This window comes from Candidatus Nitrosotalea sp. TS (genome assembly GCF_011319465.1).
Lineage (GTDB): Archaea > Thermoproteota > Nitrososphaeria > Nitrososphaerales > Nitrosopumilaceae > Nitrosotalea.
In genome coordinates this window covers 19,698-44,280 of sequence record NZ_RCMB01000016.1, presented here as the reverse complement: position 1 = coordinate 44,280, position 24,583 = coordinate 19,698, and the positions used below count along the sequence as shown (strand labels likewise).

The following is a 24,583-nucleotide window of genomic DNA, read 5'->3' as shown; positions in this document are numbered from 1 at the left end:
AATACCGATTATCACAGTTATCTTATTTGGTGCTGGTATAGTTGGTGCAATGGTATACGAACGATCTAGAACAAGACAGGCAAAAGAATCAGAATCATCCGCCTCATCTACCGCTTGAGTTAGAGAACAAGTTTCGCAATCTTGGTTTTGAGCACCTAACTGAGATTCAGAAAAAAGCTGTTCCTGTAATATCTCAAAAGATTGATTCTCTGGTTATTGCGCCGACAGGCTCTGGCAAGACAGAGACTGCGGTAATTCCAATCTTTGACAGAGTTGCCAAGTCAAAAAAACATGGAAAGATTAAGACATTATACATCACTCCGCTTCGTGCACTAAACCGAGATGTCTTTCGTAGAGTAATCGGGTATGCGGAAAACGAGGGACTGACAATTCAGATTCGTCATGGGGACACGTCACAGTCAGTTCGAAAAAAGATTGCACTTGATCCGCCAGATGTATTGATAACAACTCCCGAGACTATCATAATTTTGCTGACGCAACCGGGAATGCTGCAGGCGCTAGACGAGCTAGAGTGGATTGTAATAGATGAAGTGCACGAATTGCTTGGAAACGAGCGCGGCGCACAGCTGTCGCTGAGCCTTGAGCGGCTGCAGGTAAACACAAAATTTTCCGTAACTCGGGTTGGCTTGTCTGCAACAGTAGGAAATACTTCAGAGGCTGCCAAGTTTGTGGTAGGGACAAAAAGAAGATGCAAGATAATTGAGGATCGCTCAATTAGAAAGTATGACGTTGAGGTAAGATACATTGATGGCACCATTACAGATGTTGTTGATTCCATCATAGATTATGTTTCAAAGAACTATGCTGACTCACCAGTACTCTTGTTTACAAATACGCGAGGCGAGTCGGAATATCTCGCATCTGTTCTAAAGGAGAGGTCTAGTCTGCGAATAGACATGCACCACGGATCTCTCTCACAGCAGGTTCGGGAAGAGACAGAAGAGACACTGCGGGAGGGAAAACCCGGAATCGTTGTTTGCACATCGTCGCTTGAGCTGGGACTTGACATTGGGTCTGTGGAGCTTGTGATACACTATGGCTCTCCAAGGCAGGTCTCAAAACTTGTGCAAAGAATTGGAAGAAGCAAGCACAGCAGGGGCATGTCTGCAAAGGGATTGATTGTAACCAACAATGCCGACGACGAGTTTGAGGCGCTTGCAATACTTGAGCGCGTTAGGGAAAAATCAATCGAGGACCAGATAGTCCATGACGGCGCGCTAGATGTTCTTGCACATCACTTGGTTGGCATGACAATGCAGTTTGGAACAGTTCCAGTTGACTTTGCGCTAAAGATGATAAACCAGGCGTACTCGTTCCGGGAAACAACACTTGATGAGCTCTTCGGCGTGCTCGATATATTGCACAATGGTTCCATTGTATTTTTTGACAAAGACGAGATGGTGTTTAAAAAAAGGGGGCGCTCGTTTAGGTACTATTTTGAAAACCTGTCCACAATTCCTGACATTTTAAAATTCAAGGTACACGATACAGTCTCCAAAAAAATAATCGGAAGCCTTGACCAGAGGTTTGTTGGCGACAACGGGGATCCGGGAAACGTCTTTGTGTTGCGCGGGATGCAGTGGAGAATCTTAAACGTTGATGACAGCTCGCTTAAGATAAACGTCGAACCTGTCCAGTCTGCCGGAATAAATGTTCCATACTGGGAGGGGGAGAATATTCCAGTTGATTTTGCCACTGCAAGAAAGGTTGGTTTGTATCGCACCAAGACAAAGCTGGAGCCACTTGCAAACAAGATAATTGAGAGCCTCAAGATGGATGCAATTCCAGACGAGAAAACAATTGTTGTGGAATCGCAGCGTGCAAGAAATACCATAGTAATGCATGCGTGCTTTGGGACTAGGATAAACGCAACAATTGCCACGCTTCTTTCTGCAATGCTTTCTGCAAAGAGCGGATACCTTGTGGACTCAAGGTCTGATGCGTACCGCATCATGATATCGTCAAACGGGAGAATCGGCGAGGAGTCTGTACTTGCTGTACTAAAAGACAAGTATGAGCTGCAATCAATTGTTCGCGCATCGTTATCTGGTACACACAACGTAAACTGGAGAACTTGGTGTGTTGCAAAAAAATTTGGAATCGTGGGAAGAGAGGCGGTATACGACAGAAAGTCTGCAAGGTTTCTCTATGAGAGATATTCTAGCACGGTGCTTGCAAAGGAGGCGCTACGGGAACTCTTCCACGACAAGTATGATCTGGAGGGAACTGCTCGGACACTTGAGAAGATACGGGACGGCAGTATCGCATCACGGTGGTATGAAGTTGACAGTTTCTCAAAACTTGCAGAGCCAATACTTGATCACACCACAAAATACTATTCTTCTCCTGCCAATCTTGACAAGGGGGTGCTTGACTTGGTAAAAGCCAGGCTTGTAAAAACAAAACACAGGCTTGTATGCATGCGCTGCGGCAAGTGGGAAAAACTTGTGGAGACCCATGAGGTAAAGGGGGTGCTTGCGTGTCCGCACTGCAAGTCAAGGCAGATTGCTGCCACGTTCTACTCTGACTATGACCTTCCAAAGATAGTGCAGAAAAAAGCGGCAGGAAAAAAAATTACTGCAGAGGAGAACCACAAGTTCAACCGCGCATGGAAAGTCTCATCGTTGATTGAAAACTTTGGAAGCACTGCACTAGTTGTGCTGTCAGGATATGGCGTCGGTGCAGACACTGGGGCAAGAATACTGCGAAACATGATAGGCGAAGAGGAACTCTATCGGCAGATATACGAGGCAGAAAGGCAGTATGTTACCACGCGGGGGTTCTGGGACTAGTACTGTCATGGCAAGCTGCACAAGTTTCTTTTTTTCTATATTAGTATAATTGCCATTTTTATCTATGAGAATGGCAGCTAGGCAATTAAATGCAGAATCATAACCAAAGTCATGAAAAGATCTGCACAACAGTTTATCCTAGTTGCAACAGTTCTTGCACTTGCAAATAGCGGGATCTATTTTGTTACGGCATATTCTCAAATGCAGGAATCCAATGATGCTGCAAGCCTAATGCAAACAATGCTCTTTGCTACTGCAGGCATTGTATATCTGCCTCTTGGAATATGGATGATAAAAAATAGATTCCATAGCAGGGCGCCATATGTGATAGCAAGCATTATCTCAGTTGCGCTAATTGGGCTGTATGTGTTATCAAGAACAGTCAGCCTTCCAGTAGTAGGAATACAGGGAGATGTTGGGGTAATAGACATCGCGTGCAAAGTCACTCAGGTAGCCATAATAGTGGTGTCTCTGTTGCTTTTGAGAGGCTGGAATAAAACAAAGATTGAGGCAAAGTAGAGGATCTATTTTTCTGAAAACTTTTCCCAGAGTCTTTGTATCTTTTTGTCCATGGTGAACCTTTCAATCTTGCAAAAGACTTTTCCATCCTTGAACTTGACATCGATTCCTGAGACCATGCTTTTGTAGTAGCTTTCGTCTAGACCCTCAAGGGTACGGATAACCTTTGTCTTTTTTACAAGCTCAAGACCTTCCAAGTTTTTTATCTTCCTGTATGTGGTTGAGGCGGGAATGCCGAGGTTTTCTGAGATCTCTTGTGCGTTAAGCTCTTTGTCGGTTAGTATGGACAGTATCTTTCTACTGTACTCATCAGCAAGCACTGAGAGGAGATCATCGTTTGTCATCTCTAGCTTTTCTTTACAGATATGATCAGCACGATGAATCCTGCTATTTCAAATCCTTCTTCAATTATTTTTTGGAGGCCTTCATTTTCAAGAAAGGCAAAGCCATATTCAACTACAGTCTCGCCTAACACCAGCAACGTAAAGCCTATGACTAGGAGCGCCATGGGGGGATACTTTGTTCTCTTAAATGCCTTGGCTGCAAAAAATACCAGCGTAAACCCGACCATCAGATGGGCTGCAAGAAGTATGTAATTAGTAAAAGAAGGGTCTTCCATTTTTTAAATCATCAATAGGTGCGTGGTGGATTGCTTTTAACCCATCTGACCATTCCCATCAGTAAGAATGGCTTGGCAGAAAAAATCTAAACGTCTTTTTCTAATCTAGTTCTTTTTTGTAACAACTGAATATGCTGTAAGGAACATCTCTGTTCTTCCCTCAAGGCCTGGCTTTGCGGTAACTCCTGTAACGCTGATTATCTCGCCTTGGGTGAACTGCTCCAGCAACCTTGCCTGCACACGCCAACCCTTGAGCCATATCTGGCCTGTATCATCTTCTACAAATGTTTCAGAGAGCAGGATGGATTCGCCTGTCTTTGTCTGCACCTCGCGCTTTTGTGGTGCCTTTAAAATTATGGCCTCGATACAATAGATTCCATCTGATGGCTTGACATCTCTTATCTTTGTCCTGACATCTGATAATGTAGGTATTTTTTGATCATCAATTTTTTTAACAGAAGAACTTTGTTCAATTGTTACAGAATTTCCATATATCTTCGATGGTAATAGTTCAATTACATCTCCTGCATGGAGATCTGATGTGATTGATGATGCATCAACAATGTTTACCAATTTTTTGTCTTGTGATGTTGCTACAAGCAACCTGCTTCCAGACTCGCTCTTTGTGTCAGACAGTATTCTCACAGCCATCGGCTCGATCTCTTTTGCGCCTTCTATTTCTAGTACTGTTCCCTCGTCGCCGTGGAGCTCAAGACCCATCTGACCCATCTTTGTGTTAACCCCAATCAATCTTGCCTTTGCGCCAGAAGAGACTACCTTTGGAACTGAATTTTCATCCTTGTTCCACAATACTGCGCGAATTATTGTACCGTCGTTTCCCTTTAGTCGAAGCTGGAGTGCCTTGCTTGGCTCTCCCTTGAAATTGGTAAATTCTGTAGTACGGATGTTTCCATCCAAAATTCCTGATACCACCAAGTTCTGTTGGTTCTCCTTTACGTTTGATACGTTGTCTGTTATTGCATCAAGATTTGGAATCTTACTTTGCATGTTGTTTGGCTCTACAGTGGAACCTGAGCCAACATTGATTATCGGGTTTCCCTTCATATCGGATTTTACATAAGCCTTGATTATCTTGACCAAGTCTCCTGGCTTTAAATTCTCTATGCCTGGGAGGTTTGCCTTTTCATCCCACAGCTTTACCTTTGCTCTAGAGTCTCCGTCATATACTGTCATGTTGCGCAAGAGAAACTGGGTGCCATCCTTTCTTGAAAACTGCCTTGCTGGATAGACGTTCATCACGCGTGTCTCAAGTGTAATCTCCTTTGCGCCAACATAGAGGTCCTTGAGGCCCATCTCGACCTTCAATGGTTCACTCAGTGATACGCCAAGATCTGACGCAATAAGAAAGAGGGCGCCCTGGTCTGTGAGATAACCTGCACCGATCTTTTCCTTCTTTTTTTGGATCATATCTTCAATATCTTTTCTTGAGATCTCTGGCTTTTGCTCAAGAAGTTTATTCATCAATGAATCAAATTCGGACAAATCAAACTCAGTTAAGATCTGTGTATTAATAAGAATTTTTAGTTGATGCGATCAAATTCTGATCGCACAAGATCGCAAATTTTCATTTGCATAGATAGATTAGAGGGAAAAAGAGAAAATCATTCAATGCTTTGCATCGAGGCAAAATCTATTTTCAGATCGTATGGCAATGTAACGGCAGTTGACGGCATTGACTTGTCCGTAGAATCAGGCAAGATATTTGGATTTTTGGGGCCAAACGGTGCCGGAAAGACCACTACAATGAAACTTTTGACCACGCTGATTCCCCCAAGCAGCGGCAGTATCACCATTCTTGGGATTGACGCATCAAAGCATCCGCTTGATGTGCGAAAAAAGATTGGTGTTGTGTTGCAGCAGCCAAGCTACGAGCCTACACTTACGGTAGAAAAATCCCTTGAGAAATATGGTATGATGTGGGACGTTGACACCAATACACGACGCAAAAGAGTGGAGGATCTCCTCACTGCCTTTGACTTGCAGGATATTAGAAAAAAGAAGAACGATGACATCTCAATTGGGCAAAGAAGGCGTGTTCAGGTGGCGCGGGAATTTATGCATGACATGGACTTGTTGTTTTTAGACGAGCCAACGGCAGGACTTGACCCGTCTGCGCGAAGGGGGCTGCTTGATTATATCAAGGGAAAGGTACGCGACGGGCTGACGATATTTTTTACAACACACATACTTGAGGAGGCAGAATATCTCTGCGACGAGATTGCCATCATAAACCACGGAAAAATCATAGCTGTTGATACGCCAGACGAGCTCAAAAACAAGTTTGGAAGGGAAAAGACAATCAAGATTCGTATAGGGGAGACACAGCAAGATCTCTTAGGTATATTGCAAGGGGTTGGAAACTATGATATCTTACACGATGAGGGAACTGTAATCACGATACACTCTGCCGACTCGGAGCAGGTTTTGGTAAAAATATTGCAGGTATTACAATCAAACAATATCACAATAGAGGACTTGAGCGTTGTTCCAACAAGCCTCGAAGAGATATTTCTTACAGTGGTGAAAAATTCAAATGAATCCAATATTTCGTCTGGTAAATAGAAATCTTACCATATCGCTCAACATGGGCTTTGTGATATGGCAAGTGATATTTCCCTGTCATCTATATTTTCGTAGCAGGATTTGCATATACTGCGCTGATTCACAACGTTCCGTTTGGATCAAAGAGTTTGAACTATCCTGCATTTATTGCGTCAGGCATGATTGGGTTCAATATTATGAACAGCACTCTGATCTCTGGTATCATAATATGGAATGACAGAAGACATGGAATGTTCGAGCAGATTCTGGTAGGCCCTTTTACCCGCGCACAATACATCCTGTCAAATGTGTATACCATTGGAATCATTGGATTGGTATCTGCAGGATTGATAACGGCAATTGGGTATCCAATATTTTTCACGTCGGTACAGTTTAGCGTGCTTACCATACCTCTTGTTGTCTTTGCTTCAATGACTGGCGCCATACTGTTTGGATCCATTGCATCCATCATATCTACCAGGTTGAAATCAAGCGAAGGGTTCAACGTGGTGATAAATACTGTATTTTTGTTCTTTGCATTTGTAAGTACGGCATTTTATCCTGCACAGGGCGCCCCTCCAATTCTTGCAACCGCGTTTTATCTCAATCCGCTTACATATCTTGTCGACGTGGTACGCGCTGGAATATTTGGAAACTTTACTGGTACAGTTGGATATGAGATGGTTGTTCTAACTGTTCTTGCCGTGGTGTTTTTTGGCATAGCAACAAAGCTACTGTCAAGACTTGAGATCTAACAAAACCTAGCTCTTGGCTTTGTGTCGCTTCTCGCCTTTAGAGTCCCATGTCTGCAAAAAGTCCTTGACAATATCCACAATTATCTGGTTTCGGCTGGTATAGCCCATCTTGTAGGAATCCTCTGTCTTGAGAAACTCGTCGAGTCTTTCTGCCAGCCCCAAAGGAATGTTTGCGCTGACCCAGTCCTTTCTTGCCATACGGTAAAGTTACCGTATTTGTTCATTTAAGATTAACTTTGGGTATTTGTACAGTAAAGTTACTGTAGATTTTTATATCTGAATATACAGTAACGTTACTGTATGGGTAAGAAGGCCAAGGGATTCACAACTGCCACGCTCAAGGAAGCAGTATTTAAGAAATTAAGGCAGCTGTCTAATCTTGAAAAAAGAACAATCTCAAATGAACTTGATATTATCGTTGATTTCTACGTATCAAAAAATAATCTAAAGCTGGCGGAGGTTTCACTTGTATAATCTTGCAAGCTGGAAACTGGTAACACTGGCTGCTCTGTCTGCCATGATTTTGTTTTCTGCAAGTACGTATGTCATGCCACCAATTACTGCTCATGCACAGGTGTCACAAAAGACGATCTGTGTCCTGCAACCAATAGACCAATCAATTCCATCAAAAGTGGTAAACATGACAGAGAAGGTACTGACACAACACAATGATACATTCACATACATTGGTCTTGTGCAGGAACTAACTGACAAGAACAACACTGGATGCAACTATGTGATACAATTCCAAAGAGCTGTCAATAGCAATTACGTCTGGGTAGACAAGAATGCACATTATACAATATCGGGAACTACATTGACGCTTTATACAGACAAGACTCCAGTAGAACTACCTGACAGTATATCAGTCTGCCATGAGCTCGCCGGTGCCTTGAATGCTGGGGACCTCAGGAAGTAAAGCTACTAGTGGAGGAGATGTCATTGCTCCAGTAATGACAAATCTCAGTTGCTTTGCAGAAGCAATAGCTACATTCCATCTAAGACTCAACGGATTTACCGGATATGAAACATGCAATCCATATTCTGGAACACAGACTGAAAGTGACAAGATACCATTCTATGTGACTACACAAGTCACTAGAGCATGCATTAACAAAGATGCATCTCTAAATTAAACAGGCTGCAGAATATAGTTTAAATGTAAAAAATGCGTTATGATACTGTGCAGATTAGAAGAAGAAGCAGCCTGTGGTTCCTGCTACCTGTCGTGTTTAACGTACTGGGAGGAATAGTTGCATATTTTGTTATTCGTGATGATGATCCTAGAAAAGCCCGGAGCTGTCTCTTGCTTGGAATAATTCTTGCTGCAATACCTATACTCTTGTTTGCTGTATACCAATTCTGGTTGGCATTACCATACTGCCTCACTTTATGCCTCCAGTCAATGTGCCTCACATGAACTACATGTGATGGTATAGGTATGCCAAAGAAGAACTAGGCAATTTTTTTACAAATGAAAGTTTGCACCCTTCCAATCTTGGAAATGCCAATCTGGAGTGGCCATCTCCCTGTAAAGTCTATTCTGCGGTGTTTGTTAATTATTTTTAGCATAATGTTTATTGCCTTAAAGTGAAAATGAGTACTGGATGGAGAAGAAGGCATACCTAGTTGTGCTAATAGCCGTATCAGTACTTGCAAGTGGACTTGCGGGTTATCTCGTAATATCTGGTCATCAAGGACAGCAAACTGCATCCACTACACTTGCAACTGGTGGACTAGTTGATGCTCCAGTTCCAAAAGATGTTGTTACAGTAATGATTCATGACAAGGAAGGAAACTTGATTGTCAAACAGACAACAAATAACATAATTACAACAGCGGGTGCTGCATACTTTTGCATTCAGGCAGGTTTTTGCGCAGGAAGTGCTACTGGCGCAATAGAAAACCCAACGATAGCTATTGTAGCAGCAACTCCAACATATTGGGTTCAATTTGTAAACGGCTCTGCAGCAAATGCAAATGAACCAACTCCTGCAGACTGTTCTGTATCAAGTAGCAATCAATTGGTTGGGCAAACATTAGGATCTGGTGCTGCAACTAAATGTGTAATTAACTTTGGCTCTGCACCAGCGCAGTATCCGTCTGGTGGAGCAAATAATGCTGTTGCATCACTTTGTGTCAGTGCGACAACTTGCAGCGGAGATCTTAGAGCTTCTTCTGGAATAGTAGATAGTAGTGTTACAAGCACATATGCATTGGCTACACAATTGTTTGCAGGCTGCAGTCCAAACAGCAATGGAACATCCTCTGTATCTGGAACATGTCTTAATTCGCAACAGACAAGTGTGTTTTCAAATAACAGCAACGGAAAAATGGTCATTACAGGATTGGGACTGTATGGTGGAAATAACAAAGCCGTTGTAACAGGTCCTGCAGGCCCTATACTTGTTGCAGAAGCAAGCTTGTCACCTGTGGTGACACTCAACCCCGGTGACACGATTCAGGTCACCTGGCAGATCACAATCTAGTCATTTTTTGCCCATACCAGTGTGGAAATCCATACCATAGTATTTTCCAGTCTGGATCGGTGTTTGTACCGTTTTTTCCGCTCCCCTAATGATTTGTTCGCCCTAAACCATACATATGAAGAAATGGGCAAAAATTTGCCTTGTCGCAATGTTGGTTTTAGCTATTCCCCCATTGGCAAATCTTGGCGTTTCTTTGCCCAGCCATTCTGACTTGTCAAGCAAGCCACATGATGTCAACACATATTCCAAGGGTGATAGCATCCAGGTTTCTGAAAGTGTATCAGTTGCTGTAAATGGAAAACCATATGAAACGCCGAGCAGCTCAAGCAATCCTCCGCCTGGAAATTTTGATCAGCTAAACACCATCACTGTAAAAGAAAATTCTAACTCTGTTACAACAATGGATAAAATATTCAACTCTGAAAGACTTCGATTCAACGGCAGAACTTTGGTAAAATATAATCCAGTGCAGGACTATACTTATGGCGAAAAATTATCTGCGATAGGAAACATCATGGTACAAGAATCTGACAAAAATTCTGGACTTGCCAACGGAAAAATTTCTGACATGTCGCCTGTCATATTTTCTGATCTGCATTCTGGGATGATCTTTTCTGGACAAGGAGAAGACTTGCCTGAACAATTGCTAAAACTTGTACAAGATCAAGATTATACAAAATATTCTGCACTTTTGGTAATCATACCCATCACGGGTTCTGTTTTGATCTGTGCTACAAATCCAAAAATAGCTGCAAGATCAAAATCCATCTGCTCTTTTGTTTTTATGATAATACTTGTATCATCTATCGTTACAACGCCAATGTCGATATCTGGAAATTATGTAAGACAGGCGTTTGCAGAACAAGAAAACAATACAAATGGATCCAACAGTACACAACCACTCAGCTTCAACAACTTTTCAAACTCGACACAGCCAAACTTTGCAGGATTTTCAAACTCGACACAACCACTCAGCTTCAACACTTTTCAAACTCGACACAATCGCACAATCTTGAACAGCTCTTCAAACTCTACGTCATACCTGAATCTTCAACCAACTTTTCAAACTCGACACAGCCAAACTTTGCAGGATTTTCAAACTCTACACAAGTGGCAACAATTCCAAATGCCACCAAGTCTTGGGACTTTGGCTCTGCCAACAACGGCACCACATCTGTCGGTGAGGTTGGCCTACAAAATGTTGCAAACAGTTCTGCGTTATCATTGCAAGGAAATGGATATCTGACCGAAAATGTAAGTTCCACAAAATCTCTGAACCAGCTCACGCTATTGGCATGGGTCAAGCCAGACTATACTCAAGGGTCTCCGCAATTTACCATAATGAGCGCAGAAAAGCAGTTTGTACTCTCAATTAACAACCTAGATCCTCCTGCAAAACTTGCTACATTTTCAATATTTGATGGAATAAAGTGGGATACGGTAAACTCGACTGTTCCAATAGGGGGCAACTGGACAAACATTGCTGCAACCTTCAACGGCTCATCGATGAGTCTCTATGTCAATGGCACACTCCAGTCGTCCCTTGAGCCTCAACAATGTCTTGACAATACAGGTGGATGGCAAGATTGGGACAAAGACAGTAGGAAACGTAACCTCAAACGGCAACATAGTCATAGGTGCGTACTATGACACCACAAGGCAAGAGAGCATAAACAAGTTCTCAGGCCTTATCAGCGGTGTTAATCTCTATGATTATCTATTGACACCGGCTCAAATCTCACAGCTATACAGCCAGAGCATGCCTTCATTCTATCCAGCACTTGCAAGTGCATCCAATTCTACATCACTTAACATGACATCAATGATAAACCCGTCAATAGACCAGAACCAGAGCAGCTATTTGATAACACAGGCCCGCAGTTCCAGTTCCAGTATATCTCAGATGGCAACTTTACAAGAATGGCTCATCACTTCAGGCACGGCAACATGACACAATACAACGGATGGCATGATTCCAATACCACAATCAACGTGCAGGTAATGGGTCCAGATGGTACTCCTTTGTGACAAAATCTACATTCAAGGAAATAAGGGAAGGAAAGTTTGACATACATGCTCTCTCCAGCAAAGGCTGCCAAACCAGGATTGTACAAGGTAAAGCTTACCATGGTAAAAAACGGTAAGACGTACACCACTCAGGAGCAGTACCAGTGGGGCCTGGTCTCTGTCAACACGCAAAAAAGCATCTACAGGCCAGGTGAGACTGCCAACTTTATCATAGCAGTGCTAGATAACGGAGGACAATCTGTATGCAACGCAAACATTGTCATGAGGATAACAGACCCTCTTGGAATCTCCACCAAGCTAACATCTGGAAGAGGCATAACGCCAGAATTGCAGTGCGGACTGTATGATGCCCAGTATACGACAGACTCGGCAGGAAACTATACTGTAAACATTAAAGCACAAAACCCGTCAGGTGTAGCATACTTTGACACGTCATTTGTTGCACAAAATTCCTATCCATTTGACATCACAAGGACTGCAGCAAGCAAGATAGACCCAATTGACAATCCAAACTCGTTTAACGTACAACTTGACTTTGGCTCTTACACCAATGCAACACAGGTATCAATCCAGGAGTCTGTGCCATCATCATTTAACGTAACAACTAATGGAGCAGTGCAGACTGTAGGAGATTCTAAGATATTGACATGGAACAAGGACCTGATTGAAAACAAGACCTCAGTCCAGTATACTTATTCTGTGCCGTTGCAGTATCCTCAACTCTATGCATTAGGTCCTGCGCAGATAACATATGGAAATGGCCAGACCTTCACTGAGGCAAGGCCGTGGTTTGTGGCAGTAGATCCATCACGGGAGATATCAGTCAATTCCGGTACTGCCACAACAAGTCCGCTCAATTTTGCAATAACTGTGCCTTCTTCTGCAACCACACACGGTGGGAGTGGTAAGCGTGATAGTAGACAGTGTCAATTCAATTTCTGGAATTAGTGTAGCAGCAGGAACCAACTCTGCTTGTTCAACAGGCACACAAACATTCACGTTAATATCTGGTTCTCAGGCAACACGAGACAGTAATCAGATTGGATTGTGGAGCTTTACTGCACCGTCCACAAGCGATACCAACATCTGTGTATCATGGACTGGCACTGCAACTCGTGTTGATGCGGGCTTTATAGCAGTAAACGGTACTACTCTTGCAGGAACTATCAGACAAGCCAACGCCGCCAGTGGCACAGGCACTGCAATAACAACAGTAACACTACCATCAAGCGTTTCTGGTGGAGACCTAATCATTGATGCTGCAGCAAATCTTAACAGACACAAGTGCAATCAGTCCTTCTGATACAGGTCACACAAAACTATGGGGCCAGACCACGACTTTTTCAGCCGGAGGGAGGAAGCAAGAACGCAACAGGTGCAGATGTTCTGCAATGGTCTGGTAACATTGTAATGCTACAGACGTATGGCTTGCATCTGCAGTAGCAATTGAAAGAGCCACTTAGCAGCAGTACCCCAAGTGATACCATTACAGTAAGTGACAAACCATCTACTGGACAAAACTCAAAGGATACCATATCACATAAGTGACAAACCATCTACTGGACAAAATCCAAAGGATACCATATCCATAACTGATAATCCTGTTGTAACTACTGGTTCATTTTATCCATTAACAATCCACGACTCGCTTGCATCCCAGCTATCCGACAAGGTAGAATCTGGAAATCTGGTACAGGATACAGTCACAGTAACTGATTCACCATTAGCGTCTGCAAGTATATTTTATCCATAACAATCCACGACTCGCTTGCATCCCAGCTATCCGACAAGGTAGAATCTGGAAATCTGGTACAGGATACAGTCACAGTAACTGATTCACCATTAGCGTCTGCAAGTATATTTTATCCATTAACAATCCACGACTCGCTTGCATCCCAGCTATCCGACAAGGTAGAATCTGGAAATCTGGTACAGGATACCGTAGCTGTAACCGACTCGGCATCGTCACTTATTGGCATATTTCATTCATCAATAATCCACGACTCGCTTGCATCCCAGCTATCCGACAAGGTAGAATCTGGAAATCTGGTACAGGATACCGTAGCTGTAACCGACTCGGCATCGTCACTTATTGGCATATTTCATTCATCAATAATCCACGACTCGCTTGCATCCCAGCTATCCGACAAGGTAGAATCTGGAAATCTGGTACAGGATACCGTAGCTGTAACCGACTCGGCATCTGCGCCAGCATCAAAGTTTGCTCAACTATCTGAGTCAATGTCATTATCTGATTCCATGTCAGCAACTGCAGCAAAAACATCTCTCTCACAGATGCGTTGACATCCTCTGATTCCATAATGTATACTGGTAGAATAAACATCGAAGCAAGAGATCAAAACAACAACCTGATCTCGGGTGCAACATATGCCATATCTCCAAACCCCAACGGTGGTAATACACCTCTTACTGTAATTGATGGGGGAACAAACGACAATGATGGAATAAACAACGGAAGATCAGTTGTTGCATCGGTACCGTTTGGATCGTACACTGTTACCATGACTGGAACTCCATCAGGTTATAACGTGCTTGGCAACTCTACGAGCTATACAGTGGGTAATACCCAGATTGATGGCACTGCCGTCTTCAGGCTAATCTCGACTAGTACATCTCTGAGTACATTGGGCACAACGGTAATAACTACGCAACCAAGCCTCAACTCTACAACACTTGATACATGGCAGTCATCATTTAACGCAATCAAGATCAATGGCACAAACTCTAATGCAATAAGCACTTTCCAGTCATTACCGCCTATCATATCTGCAGGAATTAACAATGCTAGTGCAGTAAATACTGCAGTATCAAGCCAGGCAACGGTTCAACTGCAGACATCTTTTGCATCAGCAACCAATGGCACGACTGTCATCAATACCATTGGGGCACCGGTATACCACATGCCACAATCATCTGACGTGGTAGCGGTTGTACCAAGCATTGTAGCTACGACAAACCCTGCAACTGTATCCTCTGAGACAGTAAGCACGCCTCCACTTGACAGTATAGTCCCAGGCCAGAAAATGATAATACCTGTATCACAATTAGCAATACCTGCAACGGGTGGAATCAAGCAACTCAATGTACAATCTGCATCATCTGTCTCCTCTGTGGGCAATCCAACCAACTGGTTTGTGATACATGTTGACAATACCCTGTCAACATCGCTGCCAGCACTGCCACAAAGCGACAAGCTTGCACTATACATACAGGTAATGTATCCATATGAGGAGACAGGACAGGGCTTTAACTGGGGTAATCCAAGCAACTTTGCAACACCACCACACATGACATTACAGTTACCAAAGAATCCTCCAGGGGTGACTGTAGATTCTAACGGATGTCCATCATCTAACATATACATATTTGATACTGTACACAACAGCTGGACCACAAGCGGTGTAACAGTTCTATCTGCGGTACCAACTGTAGGCAACAGCAATGCCTGTGATGTAACAGTACAGATGCCGCACTTTTCACAGTTTGCGTTGGGCGGACGCAGCACAAGCTTGGGCGGAGGCTCCAGTTCAGTATCATCTAGTCCAGGTGGTAGTGGAGGAGGCGCGGTAGGTACAGGGCCTGGAGGCATAGGAGCAGGTGAGGGAGCAGGCTCTGGAGGATCAGAAGGATTTGGAGGAATATTGCTTCCACAGTTAAAGATTGAAGAAGTATCGTATGACATATGCAAAAACAATACTGCAGACCATAGTTGTTGGAACCGACTCTGACCAGATACCGTCAGTCATATTGCGTTCGTCAATATCTGGTGTTGTATCGGCACAGCTTGCACAAAACCAACAATTCTTGGCTCAAAATGACAACGCCACAATCAAAAAGTATGTGTATATAGTATCACTCAGTCCACAGGAAAAATCATTTGAGGTAGTTGCATTGCTTGCAGAAAACAACAATGTCAATACAGTTCGGCCAGACAATAGATGTTACCACATGCAAGGCAGACATTTCATTTGAGCCATCCGGCGCAGAGACTGAGCAGCACCAGTAGATCTTAGTGCGCCGCAATTATTTGATACCAAGTTCCAGATAGCAAACGGCACCAAGGTGTCATCAACAGATACCACAAGTCAGTATGTAGACAATCAGCCGCTCACAATATACTCTATCGTCAGTAGCCCAACACCAATTACCAAATCGGAGATTAGATATGTGCAGGCAGGTCAGGACTTGACACAATACTCTACAGTTGAGATGAATGTGGCACCACTGCAGGTATCCAACACGACATATATCGTATCAGGGACAATTCCTGCAGAAACTATGCATGCACCTGCTGTGAGCTACTGGGTTGACGTGCAAAACACTGCAGGCAAGACAAGCGACTCTGATGTATATTCGGTCGGGGTATCACAGGACCAACTGTTGCAAGCAAAACTAGAGCTTGATACAAGGTTTGCAAAAGCTGAGGGCAGCTTGCGTCACCCGCAGGCATACTTTACAAACAACGGCACAAGCCCAGTCTATGGCTACATTGCACTGATTGTCAACGGCACCCAGATCTTTGCGTCCCAGCCGCAGGTGTTTGGTCTTGGCCAGACACAGGTAAGCTTGGAATGGCACATGCCATCAATGGGTTCCGTGGAACAATATGTCTTACAAGCAAGAGCTGAAATTTATGGGCAGACAGTTGCAACCCAATCCATGCCAGTTGTTGCATTCCCGGGAACCGTTACTACATCTCTATCAAAACTTGGTCACCATAGGTCCAATGTTGATTGGGAACCAGACAATTGCAGATGCTTACATTATCCACTCTTCATTCAAGCATGACAGTACAGTGCGATACAAGGTTGTCTCACCTGACGGCACATGTGTGATAGGCGCAGACTCGGGATGCCTTGTGACAAACTCTACTACCACGCTTCCAATGGGATCGCAGACTGTCACGGTAAACGAACAGCTATATCAGGTAAGATACTCTGGTGCAAACTCTCACTTGAACGATTCTCCATCAAGTCCGTAGATCCAATTTTAGGGCAGTGGAAAGTTGAGGTAGAATCAAACAACTCTACATTGCAGGCCCAGCTGATGAACAGTGTGCTCGTACAAGTAAAGTACAGTGCTCAGAACTCGCCAGTAATTACACTGAGCTCAAAATGATTTTTTGGCATAACTTTTCAGGCAATCTTTTTTGGTGGGCTTGTCATGTTCTCTCCCCCACCTTGATCATCTCGTTTACCTTTACCTCGTAGTGGTGGACAGTAGGTGTTGTCTGTGTCTGTGTTTAACGGTGTGGCCTGTGTTGCATTTGGTGGAACTGAAAGCGGAACACTGGAATTGTTGGTACTGCTTGGTGTATAGAAAAATACTGCAACTATAATCACTGCAGCAAGCCCTATTCCAATTCCAATCAATGACTTTGATGTGGCCACTGATGCATTGTGTTGTACGTGTTACTTATCTTTTTTATGTATCATCCAAGCTATTCAAGAAAAGTAGCCCGGCCCAGATTCGAACTGGGGTCAAGGGCTCCAAAGGCCCCTATGCTTGACCGCTACACTACCGGGCTTCGTTGGAATCTTTACTCCTGTTCCTTTAATATGTTAGGCAGGGGTAGTTTTTGGCAGAAAGTCACAAAATAGGAATTGGAATCATTCCTGCAACGTTTTGGTAATTTGTAATCCAAGCAAAGATTCACAAAGAAGACCCTTTGTCAAGCCGCGTTTTCTTGAATCGCTAAACTAATGTTTTACCTGTCTCTTGAATTTACATCCCTCTTTTGTTTAGTTATATGCGTTTCAAGTGGAACTTGATCTGAGTGGAACGAAAAACTAGATCGCAGGTGCAGAGCAAAAATTTTTGCACAGAGACAAGACACAAAAAATAGGAAAAAACTTCTGCATATGTATACATATGAAGAAGATCTTTGTCCATATGTAGATCTTGGAACAAAAAATAATTTTTGTCCGATCGCCAACTTTTTTATGCAAATTGTTTGTCTATTTTATTCGCTAAATATTTGACCAGAATTTTCTGCAAAAAAACATGAATCAAGAAATTCAAAATTTAATTTTGCAACTAGAAAAAAAAGATGCCATATTCAAGAACAAAAAATTACTTGACGCATTATATGTTCCTGAAAAAATTATTGGGCGAGAAAAGCAGAAAATGGAATTACTGAAATTTTCTGATAGGGTATAAAGACCAGAATTATGTTGTGCCGTTTATTTCCATATACGGCAGAAGCGGCTCTGGAAAATCTGTCATTACAAAGTATGTGTGCGACAATTTGGATGGAATATCTTATGCCATCGTAAACATCAGGCAGGCCAGAACCATATTTGGGGCGACAAATGTGATTCTATCAGGACTTGGGCAGCAAAGCGTAAGAAGCGCCCAAGGGATGCATTATGCAATAGAGTCTATTGGGAGTGCAATCGAGGCAAGTGTTGCAAAAAGATGGCAAGCGATGCTTTGTTCTTGTACTTGACGAGATGGACGTCTTGTTCTATGACCAAAGGAATAGGCCGTCTGATTTTCTGTATCGACTTGTAACGCTAGAAGAGCGCATGCGCCAAAAAGGGCTCATGCTTTGCATCATAGGTATAATGAACAACGGCTTGGCTGAATACGAACTAGATGATCGAGTGCGCTCTAGAATTGGCTCGTCTGAAATATTTTTTGAGCCATATATTGAAAATCGCATACTTGATATCTTGAAAGAAAGGGCAAGCGAAGCATTTGCAAGTCCAATTGACTCTTCAATACTGGAGTACTGTGCAGAGATCTCGTCCACAGAACACGGTGATGCTAGGCGAGCCATAGATCTTTTGCGCGTTGCAGCTGAGATTGCAGGGGAACAAAATGAGCCCCTCTCAAAAAATCATGTCAACCTGGCAAAAGAAGAACTACAAAAAGATCGTGTCTTGTCCATTCTTTCTAACGGGTCTTACCATTTCCGTGTAATTTGTTTGGCCTTGGCACAGCTGACCTATGTGCAAAAAAAGGACTGGCATTCGACATCGACCATTTATGCCTATTATGCTGGCCTAGTCAAAAACGTCAAGCCGTTAGGGGAACGACAGGTTTCAAATATTTTGACAGAAATTAAAAACTCTGGTCTTGTCGTGTCAAGTACTGCCTCGCATGGGAGGCAAGGATATGGCACGCAGTTTAAGATGACTGTGACTCCCAATGTCATGGGCAATGGTGTGAGCCCTGAATGGTGGAAATCTATAGTCCTCGAAGAGATCGAGATGCAAAAATTTCGTGCATCCTACATGCAGAGAAAAAAGAGCGGCGGGTTCGGGGAATATCTTTTACAGCAAATGCAGCAACTCGACGACGAAACTGATGCTCTTGAAGAAGAGATTGCAAAGTATAGCTCCTCTGGTAAAATAGATGATGACAAATGACCTGTCTAAATAATACTTATAAGGTATTACCAAGAAAGTAATACTATGACCACGGTAGTTTCGGCAAAAATACCAGACGAGTTGAGAAAAAAGGCAAGGATGTATCACATAAAGATAAGCCGGGTTGTAAGAGAGGCCCTTGAGGATGAGGTAAGAAAGCTCGAAGAGAAAAATCTCTCACAAGACCTTGATAAGTTAGGTCGTATATTACGGAAAAATGTTAGCAGCAGCGAGATTGTCAAGGCAGTAAGATCATCAAGAGATGAAAGATAGGCTTTTTGATGCAAGTTCCTTGCTAAATGTTGTAAGAACTCAGGACTCGCGTTCGATAGGAATTCTAAGCAAGCAGTATGTCTTGGACCTGACTGTTTATGAGGTATTAAATGCCATCTGGAAGCTTTCATATCGTGAGAAAAAGATTACACAGGAACAATCATCTGCCTTGCTTGACTCCATATTGCTCTTGATGCAACGCATGAATACCGTTGGCATAAATGGACTGGAAAAACGTATGCATGAGCTTGCCACAAAGGAAGGGCTGACGGCCTATGACTCATCTTATCTTACAGTTGCAGAAAAGTTAGATCTGGTACTTGTAACAGACGACCGACGAACTTGAGAGGGCTGCAAGGAAATATGTCAAGGTCATGAAAACTAGCGATCTTTGATCTTGCCTAATTTTTCGAGAACCTTATTTACCCAAAACCGTTCTAAAAAAACATGAGACCATTGTTTTTAGCTTTGACAATTAGCTCTCTTCTGCTCTTGTCAACTGGGATATCATTTGCCCAGACAGTAGGACAGTCACAGCAAACTGTAGGTCCGCAGCCACAGACAGCAGGACCTCAGCAGACAGCGGTATCGCAGAAGATAGTTGGAGTCTATGCGCAGGTAGAGGTACAGGACTCGTCAGGAAACTTGGTATCATATCTTGAGACTTCCCGTGTTACCGTGATAGACCCTGTCCGGTTCAACCAGCTAATAGACCAGAACATGAATCTCTTCAAGAATACGATGATCAATGTGGGAGGACAGAACATCGAGATACTCAAGGTAAACGATACTGTAGTACATCACTCACCTACCATCGTATCTCAAAATCTCATATCTGTTAATACATCAAATGGAGGGGAGGTACTTGTTACTGCAAACCATGATGGATATCCTGTGGTGACAGGAGACAAGGTAACTACGTACTGGACGATAATTCGGACTGCTTCCTAGTCTTGCTGGAAAATAGTATTCCAACACCTATTGCAAAAAAGACAGAAAGCGAGACAAACCTATAGGGCTGGTTTGTCTGCTGGGTAAATCCTGTAAGAAACGGAGATGTCAGCAATATGACTAGTATGAAAATCAATATGGAATCTGCATGCAGTATTCCCTTTCTTGATGCAAAAAAGAGCATCACTGTTAGTGGCAAGAGAAAGAGCACCACAATATAGTCAAACCTCATCTGCATTGCCATGGAAGAAAATCCCTGCCAGAACTGTGAGGCATCAAATGCAATGGCAGTTCCTACCAAGTTTGACTGGTATGCAGATGCGGCAACAGCTACTATGATTCCAACTATGCCATATGATGCAAGGGAGTAGATCTTAGATCTTTTTGACAATGTTGATCTTGCTATAAAATAAAGACTCATCGGGAAAAATGCCAAGGTAAGAGGCTTTGAGAAGAGCGAGAGAAGATATGGTGCAGGAGATGGCGGCCAGAACTTGGTTATCATGTATAGCGAAAACAGGTAGAGGAGTATCCAGGAATTTTCATAGCTTGCAGTTGTACTGTATGAGACAAATATGTCACTTTGAAGCAAAAGTACCATGGAGACAATCCCTGCAAATCTTTTTCCTGTTATTTTTTTTGTAAAAAAATATGTCTGGAGCAAGAGCGCCATGCTGACTAGAAATGGAAGTATCCTTATGTTTCCAAATGTGTGCAATGAGACTGAAAGCAGTAGGTACTTGAAATGCGGCTCAAAACTCTTGCCAAACTGGGAGATATCCCAGGACTGGACTCTGCTTTTTACATTTGCATAGTCTACCCATGTCTCTTCCTTTGCCAGCGTGCCTGCTGTAAGTGCTCCAAAGATTGCAAGTATTATGATTACGCCAATTAACGCCTGCTTTTTTGATATCTCAAAATTGGCAATCTTTCTGATGCGGACCTCGCACTTTGATTTTTTGTAGTATGCTGTACCAATTACAAGTATGATTATAGATATTATGACAAGCGGTGCTGCAAGCACTCCTGGCTGGAATGGGTTGATTACATTGGGTGAAAATACGTCTGCATGGAGCTGACCTGTAGTTCTAGATATCAGGGCTGGAAATACTACTGGAATTATACTGATGAAAAACTATGACAACGGTTGGAATGAAGACTACCCAGGAAAGAAGATGAGGCTTGATTCGAGAACTCTCTTTTTTGCGCTATCCTATCCGTCTTTTTTGGTTGAGGATCCGGCCTCTTGCTCTTGTCTGTCAAATGATTCTTCTTAAATTACTGGGTTTAAAAGCTGAACGGCGTTTTTTTGGATTGTCTATCCTTTTTTTATCTTGTAGAACACTTTGGCCTATTCTTGGCATTTCTTGCTTTTAATCTGTTAAAAGGCAATATTTTTCATGTTATCTTTTATCAAGACAGAACAGAATTTTCTATTACATGTGATTTAAATGTATTATACATATACGTATTATAGTGTTACATATATACATGGAAGTGCATTTTAAACCATATGAGCAAGGTAATATTAAAAAATAAAAAACTCAAAGCAAATGTATCCAATCCCACGCTTGATACTATCAAAATGGTGGAACAAACTCTTTCTAAAAGTTCGCAATATCCTTCCAAAAACAGCCTCTGGAGGGCACTGCCAAGACAGATGCAATATCCCACCTTCAAGGCAGTCTTAGATTATCTGGAAGAATCAAACAAAATAATATACGACAAGGATGGGTCTATAGTCTGGATATTTGCAGACAATTCAAAACTAAAAAAGCTCCTAAAAACTTCCAAGTCATTACTCTAGTAGCCAAACCTCTTTTCGTATTCTTGATGTGAAAAGACCTCAAGAATGCAAACAACAAAACTCTCTTTTTGGCTTAATATTGTGTACACTATTCTCCAGCCTGATCTCATGGGATATCTCCAGAGATTCTTTATTCCATATTTTCTGATATATGTAAGGGGCCAACGATTGTGTGGTATCTTGTTACCTCGCAAACAATCTTCTTTTAGAATTTTAAACACATCAAGAAGTTCTTTCTTTCTGGGATCGTCTTGGACAATACTGTCATAGAATTTTCTAAACTCGGTGCTACCGATTACATCATTTGCCTTCTTCATCATTGGCATGTAAATCTGCTCATGTCGTCAAGATAAGACTAGCTGAACAACAGAAGGATCAACTTGGTCAATGATCGACAAAAATTAATCTGGTTTTATCCTTTTTTTATTTTGTAGAACACTTTGGCCCATTCTTGGTTTTCCTGTCTAGCTTGTGCCTGTGCATTTTCATACAGCAATTGATATATCCATGATATTATTTCAGACCAGATTGCCTGGAGCGATACCTCGTCGGAGAAGAGCACGCCTGTTCTTACTGCAATCATTGCAGGAATGTTTCTTGCATTAGGTACGGGATCTTGCTGCCATTTTTTTAATACATGATCGCAGAACTGCAAGATGTCATTTTTTGATAGCGCAAGCCTGTCAGGATCCGTTTCTTTTCTTGCGCTCTTGTTTCTAGGTGCCGTGTTTTTTTTAGTGCTGTTTTTTGTACCTACATTTTTTGTATTCTTTGGTCTCTTGGCACGGGTCTTCTTTTTTATCATCTGTTGTACACCTCTAGTATTCTCTAGTTATTTTGATTTGCGTCTTAGGATAAAAGCAAAATTTAGGCATTACAGATCGAACAAATCTGTCTCCAGACAACCCGAACGTACTCAAAGAGGAATAGCCGTGTCAAATTGCTTGTTTAGCTTTCTATTTCCTTCTGTATCGATCCACGTTAAGGAATGATCATCATTTACAACTATCTTATTCTCTAGTACTAGGCGAGCAATTATTGTATTGAGCACAGCTGCCTTCATACTTCCTTCTAGTTTACGTAAAAGCTGACTTCTAGAGTCAAATTCAATATAGTCTTTGAAGAGATCCTCAACCTTCATTATGCTAAGTAATTTGGGGTTGTTCTTCTTCGCAAGTTTCTCTACAATCTTACCAAGTTTGTTTTTCCTTCTCTGAATTAGAATTTTTAGAAACTCATCACTATTCTGGGTTTTGTCAATAGTATTACGTAACATAACTTACTTATGTACTTGTAAGTATATAACTCTGGCGTACTGTATTCTAGTGGGATCTCTTCTTGAAATATCCAAATCTTTTGTTATATTCATTGTGAGTTATGAGTTCTAAAAACAAGGCCTCTTTTCCTCCTCCTGCGAGTGATTTTCTTATTGTATACATTAGTCTATGATCTTCGGGCATCTCAAAATGATACAACACCTGTAGCTCATATCGTTTTTTGTAATATTCTGGAATGTTCGCATTTTTATGGTGTATTCCTAATGGTTGATCAGATCTTTCCAGTTGCTGTTTTACGCTATCTATTGCATCTAACATGGTCTTGTTTTTATGTCGTTGAGCCTCAAGTTGTTTGTAAAATGGAAAAAAGTACTTTGGATGAGCTAATACTAACAATTGTCCTTTTTGTAAAACATGACCCTATTACGTTACCGGGTCATAATGATATTACCAGCCACCATATGATTTCAAGAAACTTATCATTTCATAGTCTGGTATTTTATTTTGTAACTGTGCTCTGCACCTGTATTTCCTTTCTTCTTACTAGAAGCGTTACAATTCCAATTATTACAACGGCTGTCACTTCGAAATAGATCCAGTCTATATTTTGGAATATAATTTGGTGGTTGTAAAATGGTGTAAACATCGGAAACCTGCCGTCGCTGCCTGCAAACGTGTCAAAGGAGAGGTGTGAAAGTACCCCTGCAAACGCTGCCGCGCCAAGCCTATAGTCTTTTCTTCCAAAGACAGTCATCAATACAACCACTGCTATTGCGCCAAACGCAAAAGAGTGAGACATTCTTGTCAGTGCATCGACATGCAACAGTGCAATAAGGTGGTCTGAATCAATGAGCACTGCAAAGAGACCTGTAATGATTGCATATCTTGCGCTAAGAAAAGCCGCACCTGCCACTAATCCCCACAGTATGTGGCCTCCAATCTCATGTATGTTCAGCCCGCCGCTTGGGTTTGAGAGAGGGCCTTTCTCTGGCAAGAGCATTCCAACAAGGGAGAAAGCTGCCGAGAGTGCGCAAAATACAAGCACTGTCTTTACTATGAAAACTACATCTTTTTTCAAGTATTGTTCAGGTGATGT

At 42.4% G+C, this 24,583-nt stretch carries 37 protein-coding genes and 1 tRNA gene; 26 read left to right on the top strand and 12 right to left on the bottom strand.

Annotated features, from left to right (window positions below):
- Window positions 1-44: 44 nt before the first annotated feature.
- Both DYY67_RS07595 and DYY67_RS07590 read left to right on the top strand, forming a co-directional pair.
- Entirely contained in the window at window positions 45-2,813 is a 2,769-nt protein-coding gene (locus DYY67_RS07595) for a DEAD/DEAH box helicase (protein WP_166392171.1), read from the top strand.
- A 111-nt stretch (window positions 2,814-2,924) separates the two neighbouring features.
- Complete coding sequence (locus DYY67_RS07590) at window positions 2,925-3,332, top strand: hypothetical protein (protein ID WP_166392169.1); 408 nt, start codon at window positions 2,925-2,927, stop codon at window positions 3,330-3,332.
- A gap of 5 nt (window positions 3,333-3,337) precedes the next feature.
- Here the strand turns inward: DYY67_RS07590 and DYY67_RS07585 are convergent, their stop codons facing one another.
- The 3 genes from DYY67_RS07585 to DYY67_RS07575 all read right to left on the bottom strand — a co-directional run bounded on the left by DYY67_RS07585 (window position 3,338) and on the right by DYY67_RS07575 (window position 5,433).
- Complete coding sequence (locus DYY67_RS07585) at window positions 3,338-3,676, bottom strand: ArsR/SmtB family transcription factor (protein WP_166392167.1); 339 nt, start codon at window positions 3,674-3,676, stop codon at window positions 3,338-3,340.
- Between the two features lie 2 nt (window positions 3,677-3,678).
- The gene (locus DYY67_RS07580) at window positions 3,679-3,951 is read right to left on the bottom strand and encodes a DUF7521 family protein (RefSeq protein WP_166392165.1); all 273 of its coding nucleotides are present in this window, start codon (window positions 3,949-3,951) and stop codon (window positions 3,679-3,681) included.
- 105 nt (window positions 3,952-4,056) lie between these two features.
- Window positions 4,057-5,433, bottom strand: a complete 1,377-nt coding sequence (locus DYY67_RS07575; RefSeq protein ID WP_255493001.1) for a single-stranded DNA-binding protein — start codon at window positions 5,431-5,433, stop codon at window positions 4,057-4,059.
- A gap of 147 nt (window positions 5,434-5,580) precedes the next feature.
- On the opposite strand from DYY67_RS07575, the gene DYY67_RS07570 reads away from it, so the two are divergent.
- Together DYY67_RS07570 and DYY67_RS07565 are read left to right on the top strand one after the other, a co-directional pair.
- The gene (locus DYY67_RS07570; RefSeq protein ID WP_166392161.1) at window positions 5,581-6,534 is read left to right on the top strand and encodes an ABC transporter ATP-binding protein; all 954 of its coding nucleotides are present in this window, start codon (window positions 5,581-5,583) and stop codon (window positions 6,532-6,534) included.
- 59 nt (window positions 6,535-6,593) lie between these two features.
- Entirely contained in the window at window positions 6,594-7,268 is a 675-nt protein-coding gene (locus DYY67_RS07565) for an ABC transporter permease (protein WP_320416015.1), read from the top strand.
- Window positions 7,269-7,274: 6 nt separating this feature from the next.
- Here DYY67_RS07565 and DYY67_RS07560 read toward each other — a convergent pair whose 3' ends face one another.
- Window positions 7,275-7,466 carry a hypothetical protein gene (locus tag DYY67_RS07560; RefSeq protein WP_166392159.1) on the bottom strand — a complete coding sequence of 64 codons (192 nt, stop codon included), beginning with the start codon at window positions 7,464-7,466 and terminating at the stop codon, window positions 7,275-7,277.
- Window positions 7,467-7,568: 102 nt separating this feature from the next.
- Here DYY67_RS07560 and DYY67_RS07555 point away from each other — a divergent pair, with 102 nt between their 5' ends.
- From DYY67_RS07555 to DYY67_RS07485, 15 genes are all read left to right on the top strand, one after another.
- Window positions 7,569-7,742 (top strand): hypothetical protein, encoded by a 174-nt coding sequence (locus tag DYY67_RS07555; RefSeq protein WP_166392157.1) that lies wholly within the window; start codon window positions 7,569-7,571, stop codon window positions 7,740-7,742.
- Complete coding sequence (locus DYY67_RS07550) at window positions 7,735-8,187, top strand: hypothetical protein (protein ID WP_166392155.1); 453 nt, start codon at window positions 7,735-7,737, stop codon at window positions 8,185-8,187. Before DYY67_RS07555 ends, DYY67_RS07550 begins: the two co-directional genes overlap by 8 nt.
- Window positions 8,165-8,404, top strand: a complete 240-nt coding sequence (locus DYY67_RS07545; RefSeq protein ID WP_166392153.1) for a hypothetical protein — start codon at window positions 8,165-8,167, stop codon at window positions 8,402-8,404. Before DYY67_RS07550 ends, DYY67_RS07545 begins: the two co-directional genes overlap by 23 nt.
- 32 nt (window positions 8,405-8,436) lie before the next feature.
- Window positions 8,437-8,688 carry a hypothetical protein gene (locus DYY67_RS10145; protein ID WP_218584710.1) on the top strand — a complete coding sequence of 84 codons (252 nt, stop codon included), beginning with the start codon at window positions 8,437-8,439 and terminating at the stop codon, window positions 8,686-8,688.
- A 187-nt stretch (window positions 8,689-8,875) separates the two neighbouring features.
- Entirely contained in the window at window positions 8,876-9,757 is an 882-nt protein-coding gene (locus DYY67_RS07535; RefSeq protein ID WP_166392151.1) for a hypothetical protein, read from the top strand.
- A 172-nt stretch (window positions 9,758-9,929) separates the two neighbouring features.
- The gene (locus DYY67_RS07530) at window positions 9,930-11,003 is read left to right on the top strand and encodes a hypothetical protein (protein WP_218584705.1); all 1,074 of its coding nucleotides are present in this window, start codon (window positions 9,930-9,932) and stop codon (window positions 11,001-11,003) included.
- A gap of 44 nt (window positions 11,004-11,047) precedes the next feature.
- A complete protein-coding gene (locus DYY67_RS07525) occupies window positions 11,048-11,407 on the top strand; it encodes a LamG domain-containing protein (RefSeq protein WP_255492999.1) in 360 nt (119 codons plus the stop codon).
- Window positions 11,331-11,708 (top strand): hypothetical protein, encoded by a 378-nt coding sequence (locus DYY67_RS07520; RefSeq protein WP_166392145.1) that lies wholly within the window; start codon window positions 11,331-11,333, stop codon window positions 11,706-11,708. Before DYY67_RS07525 ends, DYY67_RS07520 begins: the two co-directional genes overlap by 77 nt.
- A 122-nt stretch (window positions 11,709-11,830) precedes the next feature.
- On the top strand, window positions 11,831-12,733 hold the full coding sequence (locus tag DYY67_RS07515; RefSeq protein ID WP_166392143.1) for a hypothetical protein: 903 nt from the start codon (window positions 11,831-11,833) through the stop codon (window positions 12,731-12,733).
- A complete protein-coding gene (locus DYY67_RS07510; protein ID WP_166392141.1) occupies window positions 12,696-13,088 on the top strand; it encodes a hypothetical protein in 393 nt (130 codons plus the stop codon). Before DYY67_RS07515 ends, DYY67_RS07510 begins: the two co-directional genes overlap by 38 nt.
- A 192-nt stretch (window positions 13,089-13,280) precedes the next feature.
- On the top strand, window positions 13,281-13,538 hold the full coding sequence (locus DYY67_RS07505) for a hypothetical protein (protein WP_166392138.1): 258 nt from the start codon (window positions 13,281-13,283) through the stop codon (window positions 13,536-13,538).
- A 547-nt stretch (window positions 13,539-14,085) separates the two neighbouring features.
- A complete protein-coding gene (locus tag DYY67_RS07500) occupies window positions 14,086-15,534 on the top strand; it encodes a prealbumin-like fold domain-containing protein (protein ID WP_166392136.1) in 1,449 nt (482 codons plus the stop codon).
- Window positions 15,482-15,778 carry a hypothetical protein gene (locus tag DYY67_RS07495; RefSeq protein ID WP_166392134.1) on the top strand — a complete coding sequence of 99 codons (297 nt, stop codon included), beginning with the start codon at window positions 15,482-15,484 and terminating at the stop codon, window positions 15,776-15,778. The genes DYY67_RS07500 and DYY67_RS07495 overlap by 53 nt, the downstream gene beginning before the upstream one ends.
- Window positions 15,779-15,868: 90 nt before the next feature.
- Window positions 15,869-16,594, top strand: a complete 726-nt coding sequence (locus DYY67_RS07490) for a hypothetical protein (protein WP_166392132.1) — start codon at window positions 15,869-15,871, stop codon at window positions 16,592-16,594.
- Between the two features lie 7 nt (window positions 16,595-16,601).
- A complete protein-coding gene (locus tag DYY67_RS07485) occupies window positions 16,602-16,787 on the top strand; it encodes a hypothetical protein (protein WP_166392130.1) in 186 nt (61 codons plus the stop codon).
- Between the two features lie 154 nt (window positions 16,788-16,941).
- Here the strand turns inward: DYY67_RS07485 and DYY67_RS07480 are convergent, their stop codons facing one another.
- Together DYY67_RS07480 and DYY67_RS07475 are read right to left on the bottom strand one after the other, a co-directional pair.
- Window positions 16,942-17,196 carry a hypothetical protein gene (locus tag DYY67_RS07480; RefSeq protein ID WP_166392128.1) on the bottom strand — a complete coding sequence of 85 codons (255 nt, stop codon included), beginning with the start codon at window positions 17,194-17,196 and terminating at the stop codon, window positions 16,942-16,944.
- Window positions 17,197-17,260: 64 nt separating this feature from the next.
- Window positions 17,261-17,333: transfer RNA gene (locus tag DYY67_RS07475), tRNA-Gln, on the bottom strand.
- A 476-nt stretch (window positions 17,334-17,809) separates the two neighbouring features.
- Between DYY67_RS07475 and DYY67_RS07470 the strand changes: the two genes are divergently transcribed.
- The 6 genes from DYY67_RS07470 to DYY67_RS07445 all read left to right on the top strand — a co-directional run bounded on the left by DYY67_RS07470 (window position 17,810) and on the right by DYY67_RS07445 (window position 20,403).
- The gene (locus tag DYY67_RS07470) at window positions 17,810-17,965 is read left to right on the top strand and encodes a hypothetical protein (RefSeq protein ID WP_166392126.1); all 156 of its coding nucleotides are present in this window, start codon (window positions 17,810-17,812) and stop codon (window positions 17,963-17,965) included.
- 16 nt (window positions 17,966-17,981) lie between these two features.
- The gene (locus DYY67_RS07465) at window positions 17,982-18,254 is read left to right on the top strand and encodes a hypothetical protein (protein ID WP_166392124.1); all 273 of its coding nucleotides are present in this window, start codon (window positions 17,982-17,984) and stop codon (window positions 18,252-18,254) included.
- The gene (locus DYY67_RS07460; protein ID WP_166392122.1) at window positions 18,214-19,179 is read left to right on the top strand and encodes a Cdc6/Cdc18 family protein; all 966 of its coding nucleotides are present in this window, start codon (window positions 18,214-18,216) and stop codon (window positions 19,177-19,179) included. The genes DYY67_RS07465 and DYY67_RS07460 overlap by 41 nt, the downstream gene beginning before the upstream one ends.
- Before the next feature lie 45 nt (window positions 19,180-19,224).
- Window positions 19,225-19,452 (top strand): hypothetical protein, encoded by a 228-nt coding sequence (locus DYY67_RS07455; protein ID WP_166392120.1) that lies wholly within the window; start codon window positions 19,225-19,227, stop codon window positions 19,450-19,452.
- A complete protein-coding gene (locus DYY67_RS07450; protein ID WP_166392118.1) occupies window positions 19,442-19,798 on the top strand; it encodes a type II toxin-antitoxin system VapC family toxin in 357 nt (118 codons plus the stop codon). The genes DYY67_RS07455 and DYY67_RS07450 overlap by 11 nt, the downstream gene beginning before the upstream one ends.
- 101 nt (window positions 19,799-19,899) lie before the next feature.
- Window positions 19,900-20,403, top strand: coding sequence for a hypothetical protein (locus tag DYY67_RS07445; RefSeq protein ID WP_166392116.1), 504 nt, complete (start codon window positions 19,900-19,902; stop codon window positions 20,401-20,403).
- On the opposite strand, the gene DYY67_RS07440 is transcribed toward DYY67_RS07445, so the two are convergent.
- Window positions 20,369-21,427: a hypothetical protein gene (locus DYY67_RS07440; protein WP_166392115.1), complete on the bottom strand. Its 1,059-nt coding sequence runs from the start codon at window positions 21,425-21,427 to the stop codon at window positions 20,369-20,371. The genes DYY67_RS07445 and DYY67_RS07440 overlap by 35 nt on opposite strands.
- Before the next feature lie 489 nt (window positions 21,428-21,916).
- Between DYY67_RS07440 and DYY67_RS07435 the strand changes: the two genes are divergently transcribed.
- Window positions 21,917-22,210, top strand: a complete 294-nt coding sequence (locus tag DYY67_RS07435) for a hypothetical protein (protein WP_255492998.1) — start codon at window positions 21,917-21,919, stop codon at window positions 22,208-22,210.
- Here the strand turns inward: DYY67_RS07435 and DYY67_RS07430 are convergent.
- The 5 genes from DYY67_RS07430 to DYY67_RS07410 all read right to left on the bottom strand — a co-directional run bounded on the left by DYY67_RS07430 (window position 22,207) and on the right by DYY67_RS07410 (window position 24,565).
- The gene (locus tag DYY67_RS07430) at window positions 22,207-22,530 is read right to left on the bottom strand and encodes a type II toxin-antitoxin system RelE/ParE family toxin (RefSeq protein ID WP_166392113.1); all 324 of its coding nucleotides are present in this window, start codon (window positions 22,528-22,530) and stop codon (window positions 22,207-22,209) included. The genes DYY67_RS07435 and DYY67_RS07430 overlap by 4 nt on opposite strands.
- A 92-nt stretch (window positions 22,531-22,622) precedes the next feature.
- Window positions 22,623-23,015 carry a hypothetical protein gene (locus DYY67_RS11050; RefSeq protein WP_255492997.1) on the bottom strand — a complete coding sequence of 131 codons (393 nt, stop codon included), beginning with the start codon at window positions 23,013-23,015 and terminating at the stop codon, window positions 22,623-22,625.
- A 111-nt stretch (window positions 23,016-23,126) separates the two neighbouring features.
- Entirely contained in the window at window positions 23,127-23,486 is a 360-nt protein-coding gene (locus DYY67_RS07420) for a hypothetical protein (RefSeq protein WP_166392111.1), read from the bottom strand.
- 46 nt (window positions 23,487-23,532) lie between these two features.
- Window positions 23,533-23,805, bottom strand: coding sequence for a hypothetical protein (locus DYY67_RS07415; RefSeq protein WP_166392109.1), 273 nt, complete (start codon window positions 23,803-23,805; stop codon window positions 23,533-23,535).
- 181 nt (window positions 23,806-23,986) lie between these two features.
- A complete protein-coding gene (locus DYY67_RS07410) occupies window positions 23,987-24,565 on the bottom strand; it encodes a metal-dependent hydrolase (protein ID WP_166392107.1) in 579 nt (192 codons plus the stop codon).
- Window positions 24,566-24,583 lie beyond the last annotated feature (18 nt).

Excerpts from the sequence above, each read along its gene's own strand:
- DYY67_RS07580 (WP_166392165.1), bottom strand. The coding sequence starts at position 3,951 with ATGGAAGACCCTTCTTTTACTAATTACATACTTCTTGCAGCCCATCTG.
- DYY67_RS07535 (WP_166392151.1), top strand. The coding sequence starts at position 8,876 with ATGGAGAAGAAGGCATACCTAGTTGTGCTAATAGCCGTATCAGTACTT.
- DYY67_RS07515 (WP_166392143.1), top strand. The coding sequence starts at position 11,831 with ATGCTCTCTCCAGCAAAGGCTGCCAAACCAGGATTGTACAAGGTAAAG.
- DYY67_RS07455 (WP_166392120.1), top strand. The coding sequence starts at position 19,225 with ATGACCACGGTAGTTTCGGCAAAAATACCAGACGAGTTGAGAAAAAAG.
- DYY67_RS07450 (WP_166392118.1), top strand. The coding sequence starts at position 19,442 with ATGAAAGATAGGCTTTTTGATGCAAGTTCCTTGCTAAATGTTGTAAGA.
- DYY67_RS07435 (WP_255492998.1), top strand. The coding sequence starts at position 21,917 with ATGAGCAAGGTAATATTAAAAAATAAAAAACTCAAAGCAAATGTATCC.
- DYY67_RS07420 (WP_166392111.1), bottom strand. The coding sequence starts at position 23,486 with ATGTTACGTAATACTATTGACAAAACCCAGAATAGTGATGAGTTTCTA.
- DYY67_RS07555 (WP_166392157.1), top strand. The coding sequence starts at position 7,569 with ATGGGTAAGAAGGCCAAGGGATTCACAACTGCCACGCTCAAGGAAGCA.
- DYY67_RS07495 (WP_166392134.1), top strand. The coding sequence starts at position 15,482 with ATGACATATGCAAAAACAATACTGCAGACCATAGTTGTTGGAACCGAC.
- DYY67_RS07590 (WP_166392169.1), top strand. The coding sequence starts at position 2,925 with ATGAAAAGATCTGCACAACAGTTTATCCTAGTTGCAACAGTTCTTGCA.
- DYY67_RS07430 (WP_166392113.1), bottom strand. The coding sequence starts at position 22,530 with ATGATGAAGAAGGCAAATGATGTAATCGGTAGCACCGAGTTTAGAAAA.
- DYY67_RS07560 (WP_166392159.1), bottom strand. The coding sequence starts at position 7,466 with ATGGCAAGAAAGGACTGGGTCAGCGCAAACATTCCTTTGGGGCTGGCA.
- DYY67_RS07575 (WP_255493001.1), bottom strand. The coding sequence starts at position 5,433 with ATGAATAAACTTCTTGAGCAAAAGCCAGAGATCTCAAGAAAAGATATT.
- DYY67_RS07470 (WP_166392126.1), top strand. The coding sequence starts at position 17,810 with ATGAATCAAGAAATTCAAAATTTAATTTTGCAACTAGAAAAAAAAGAT.
- DYY67_RS07445 (WP_166392116.1), top strand. The coding sequence starts at position 19,900 with ATGAGACCATTGTTTTTAGCTTTGACAATTAGCTCTCTTCTGCTCTTG.
- DYY67_RS07545 (WP_166392153.1), top strand. The coding sequence starts at position 8,165 with ATGCTGGGGACCTCAGGAAGTAAAGCTACTAGTGGAGGAGATGTCATT.
- DYY67_RS11050 (WP_255492997.1), bottom strand. The coding sequence starts at position 23,015 with ATGATAAAAAAGAAGACCCGTGCCAAGAGACCAAAGAATACAAAAAAT.
- DYY67_RS07570 (WP_166392161.1), top strand. The coding sequence starts at position 5,581 with ATGCTTTGCATCGAGGCAAAATCTATTTTCAGATCGTATGGCAATGTA.
- DYY67_RS07415 (WP_166392109.1), bottom strand. The coding sequence starts at position 23,805 with ATGTTAGATGCAATAGATAGCGTAAAACAGCAACTGGAAAGATCTGAT.
- DYY67_RS07585 (WP_166392167.1), bottom strand. The coding sequence starts at position 3,676 with ATGACAAACGATGATCTCCTCTCAGTGCTTGCTGATGAGTACAGTAGA.
- DYY67_RS10145 (WP_218584710.1), top strand. The coding sequence starts at position 8,437 with ATGCGTTATGATACTGTGCAGATTAGAAGAAGAAGCAGCCTGTGGTTC.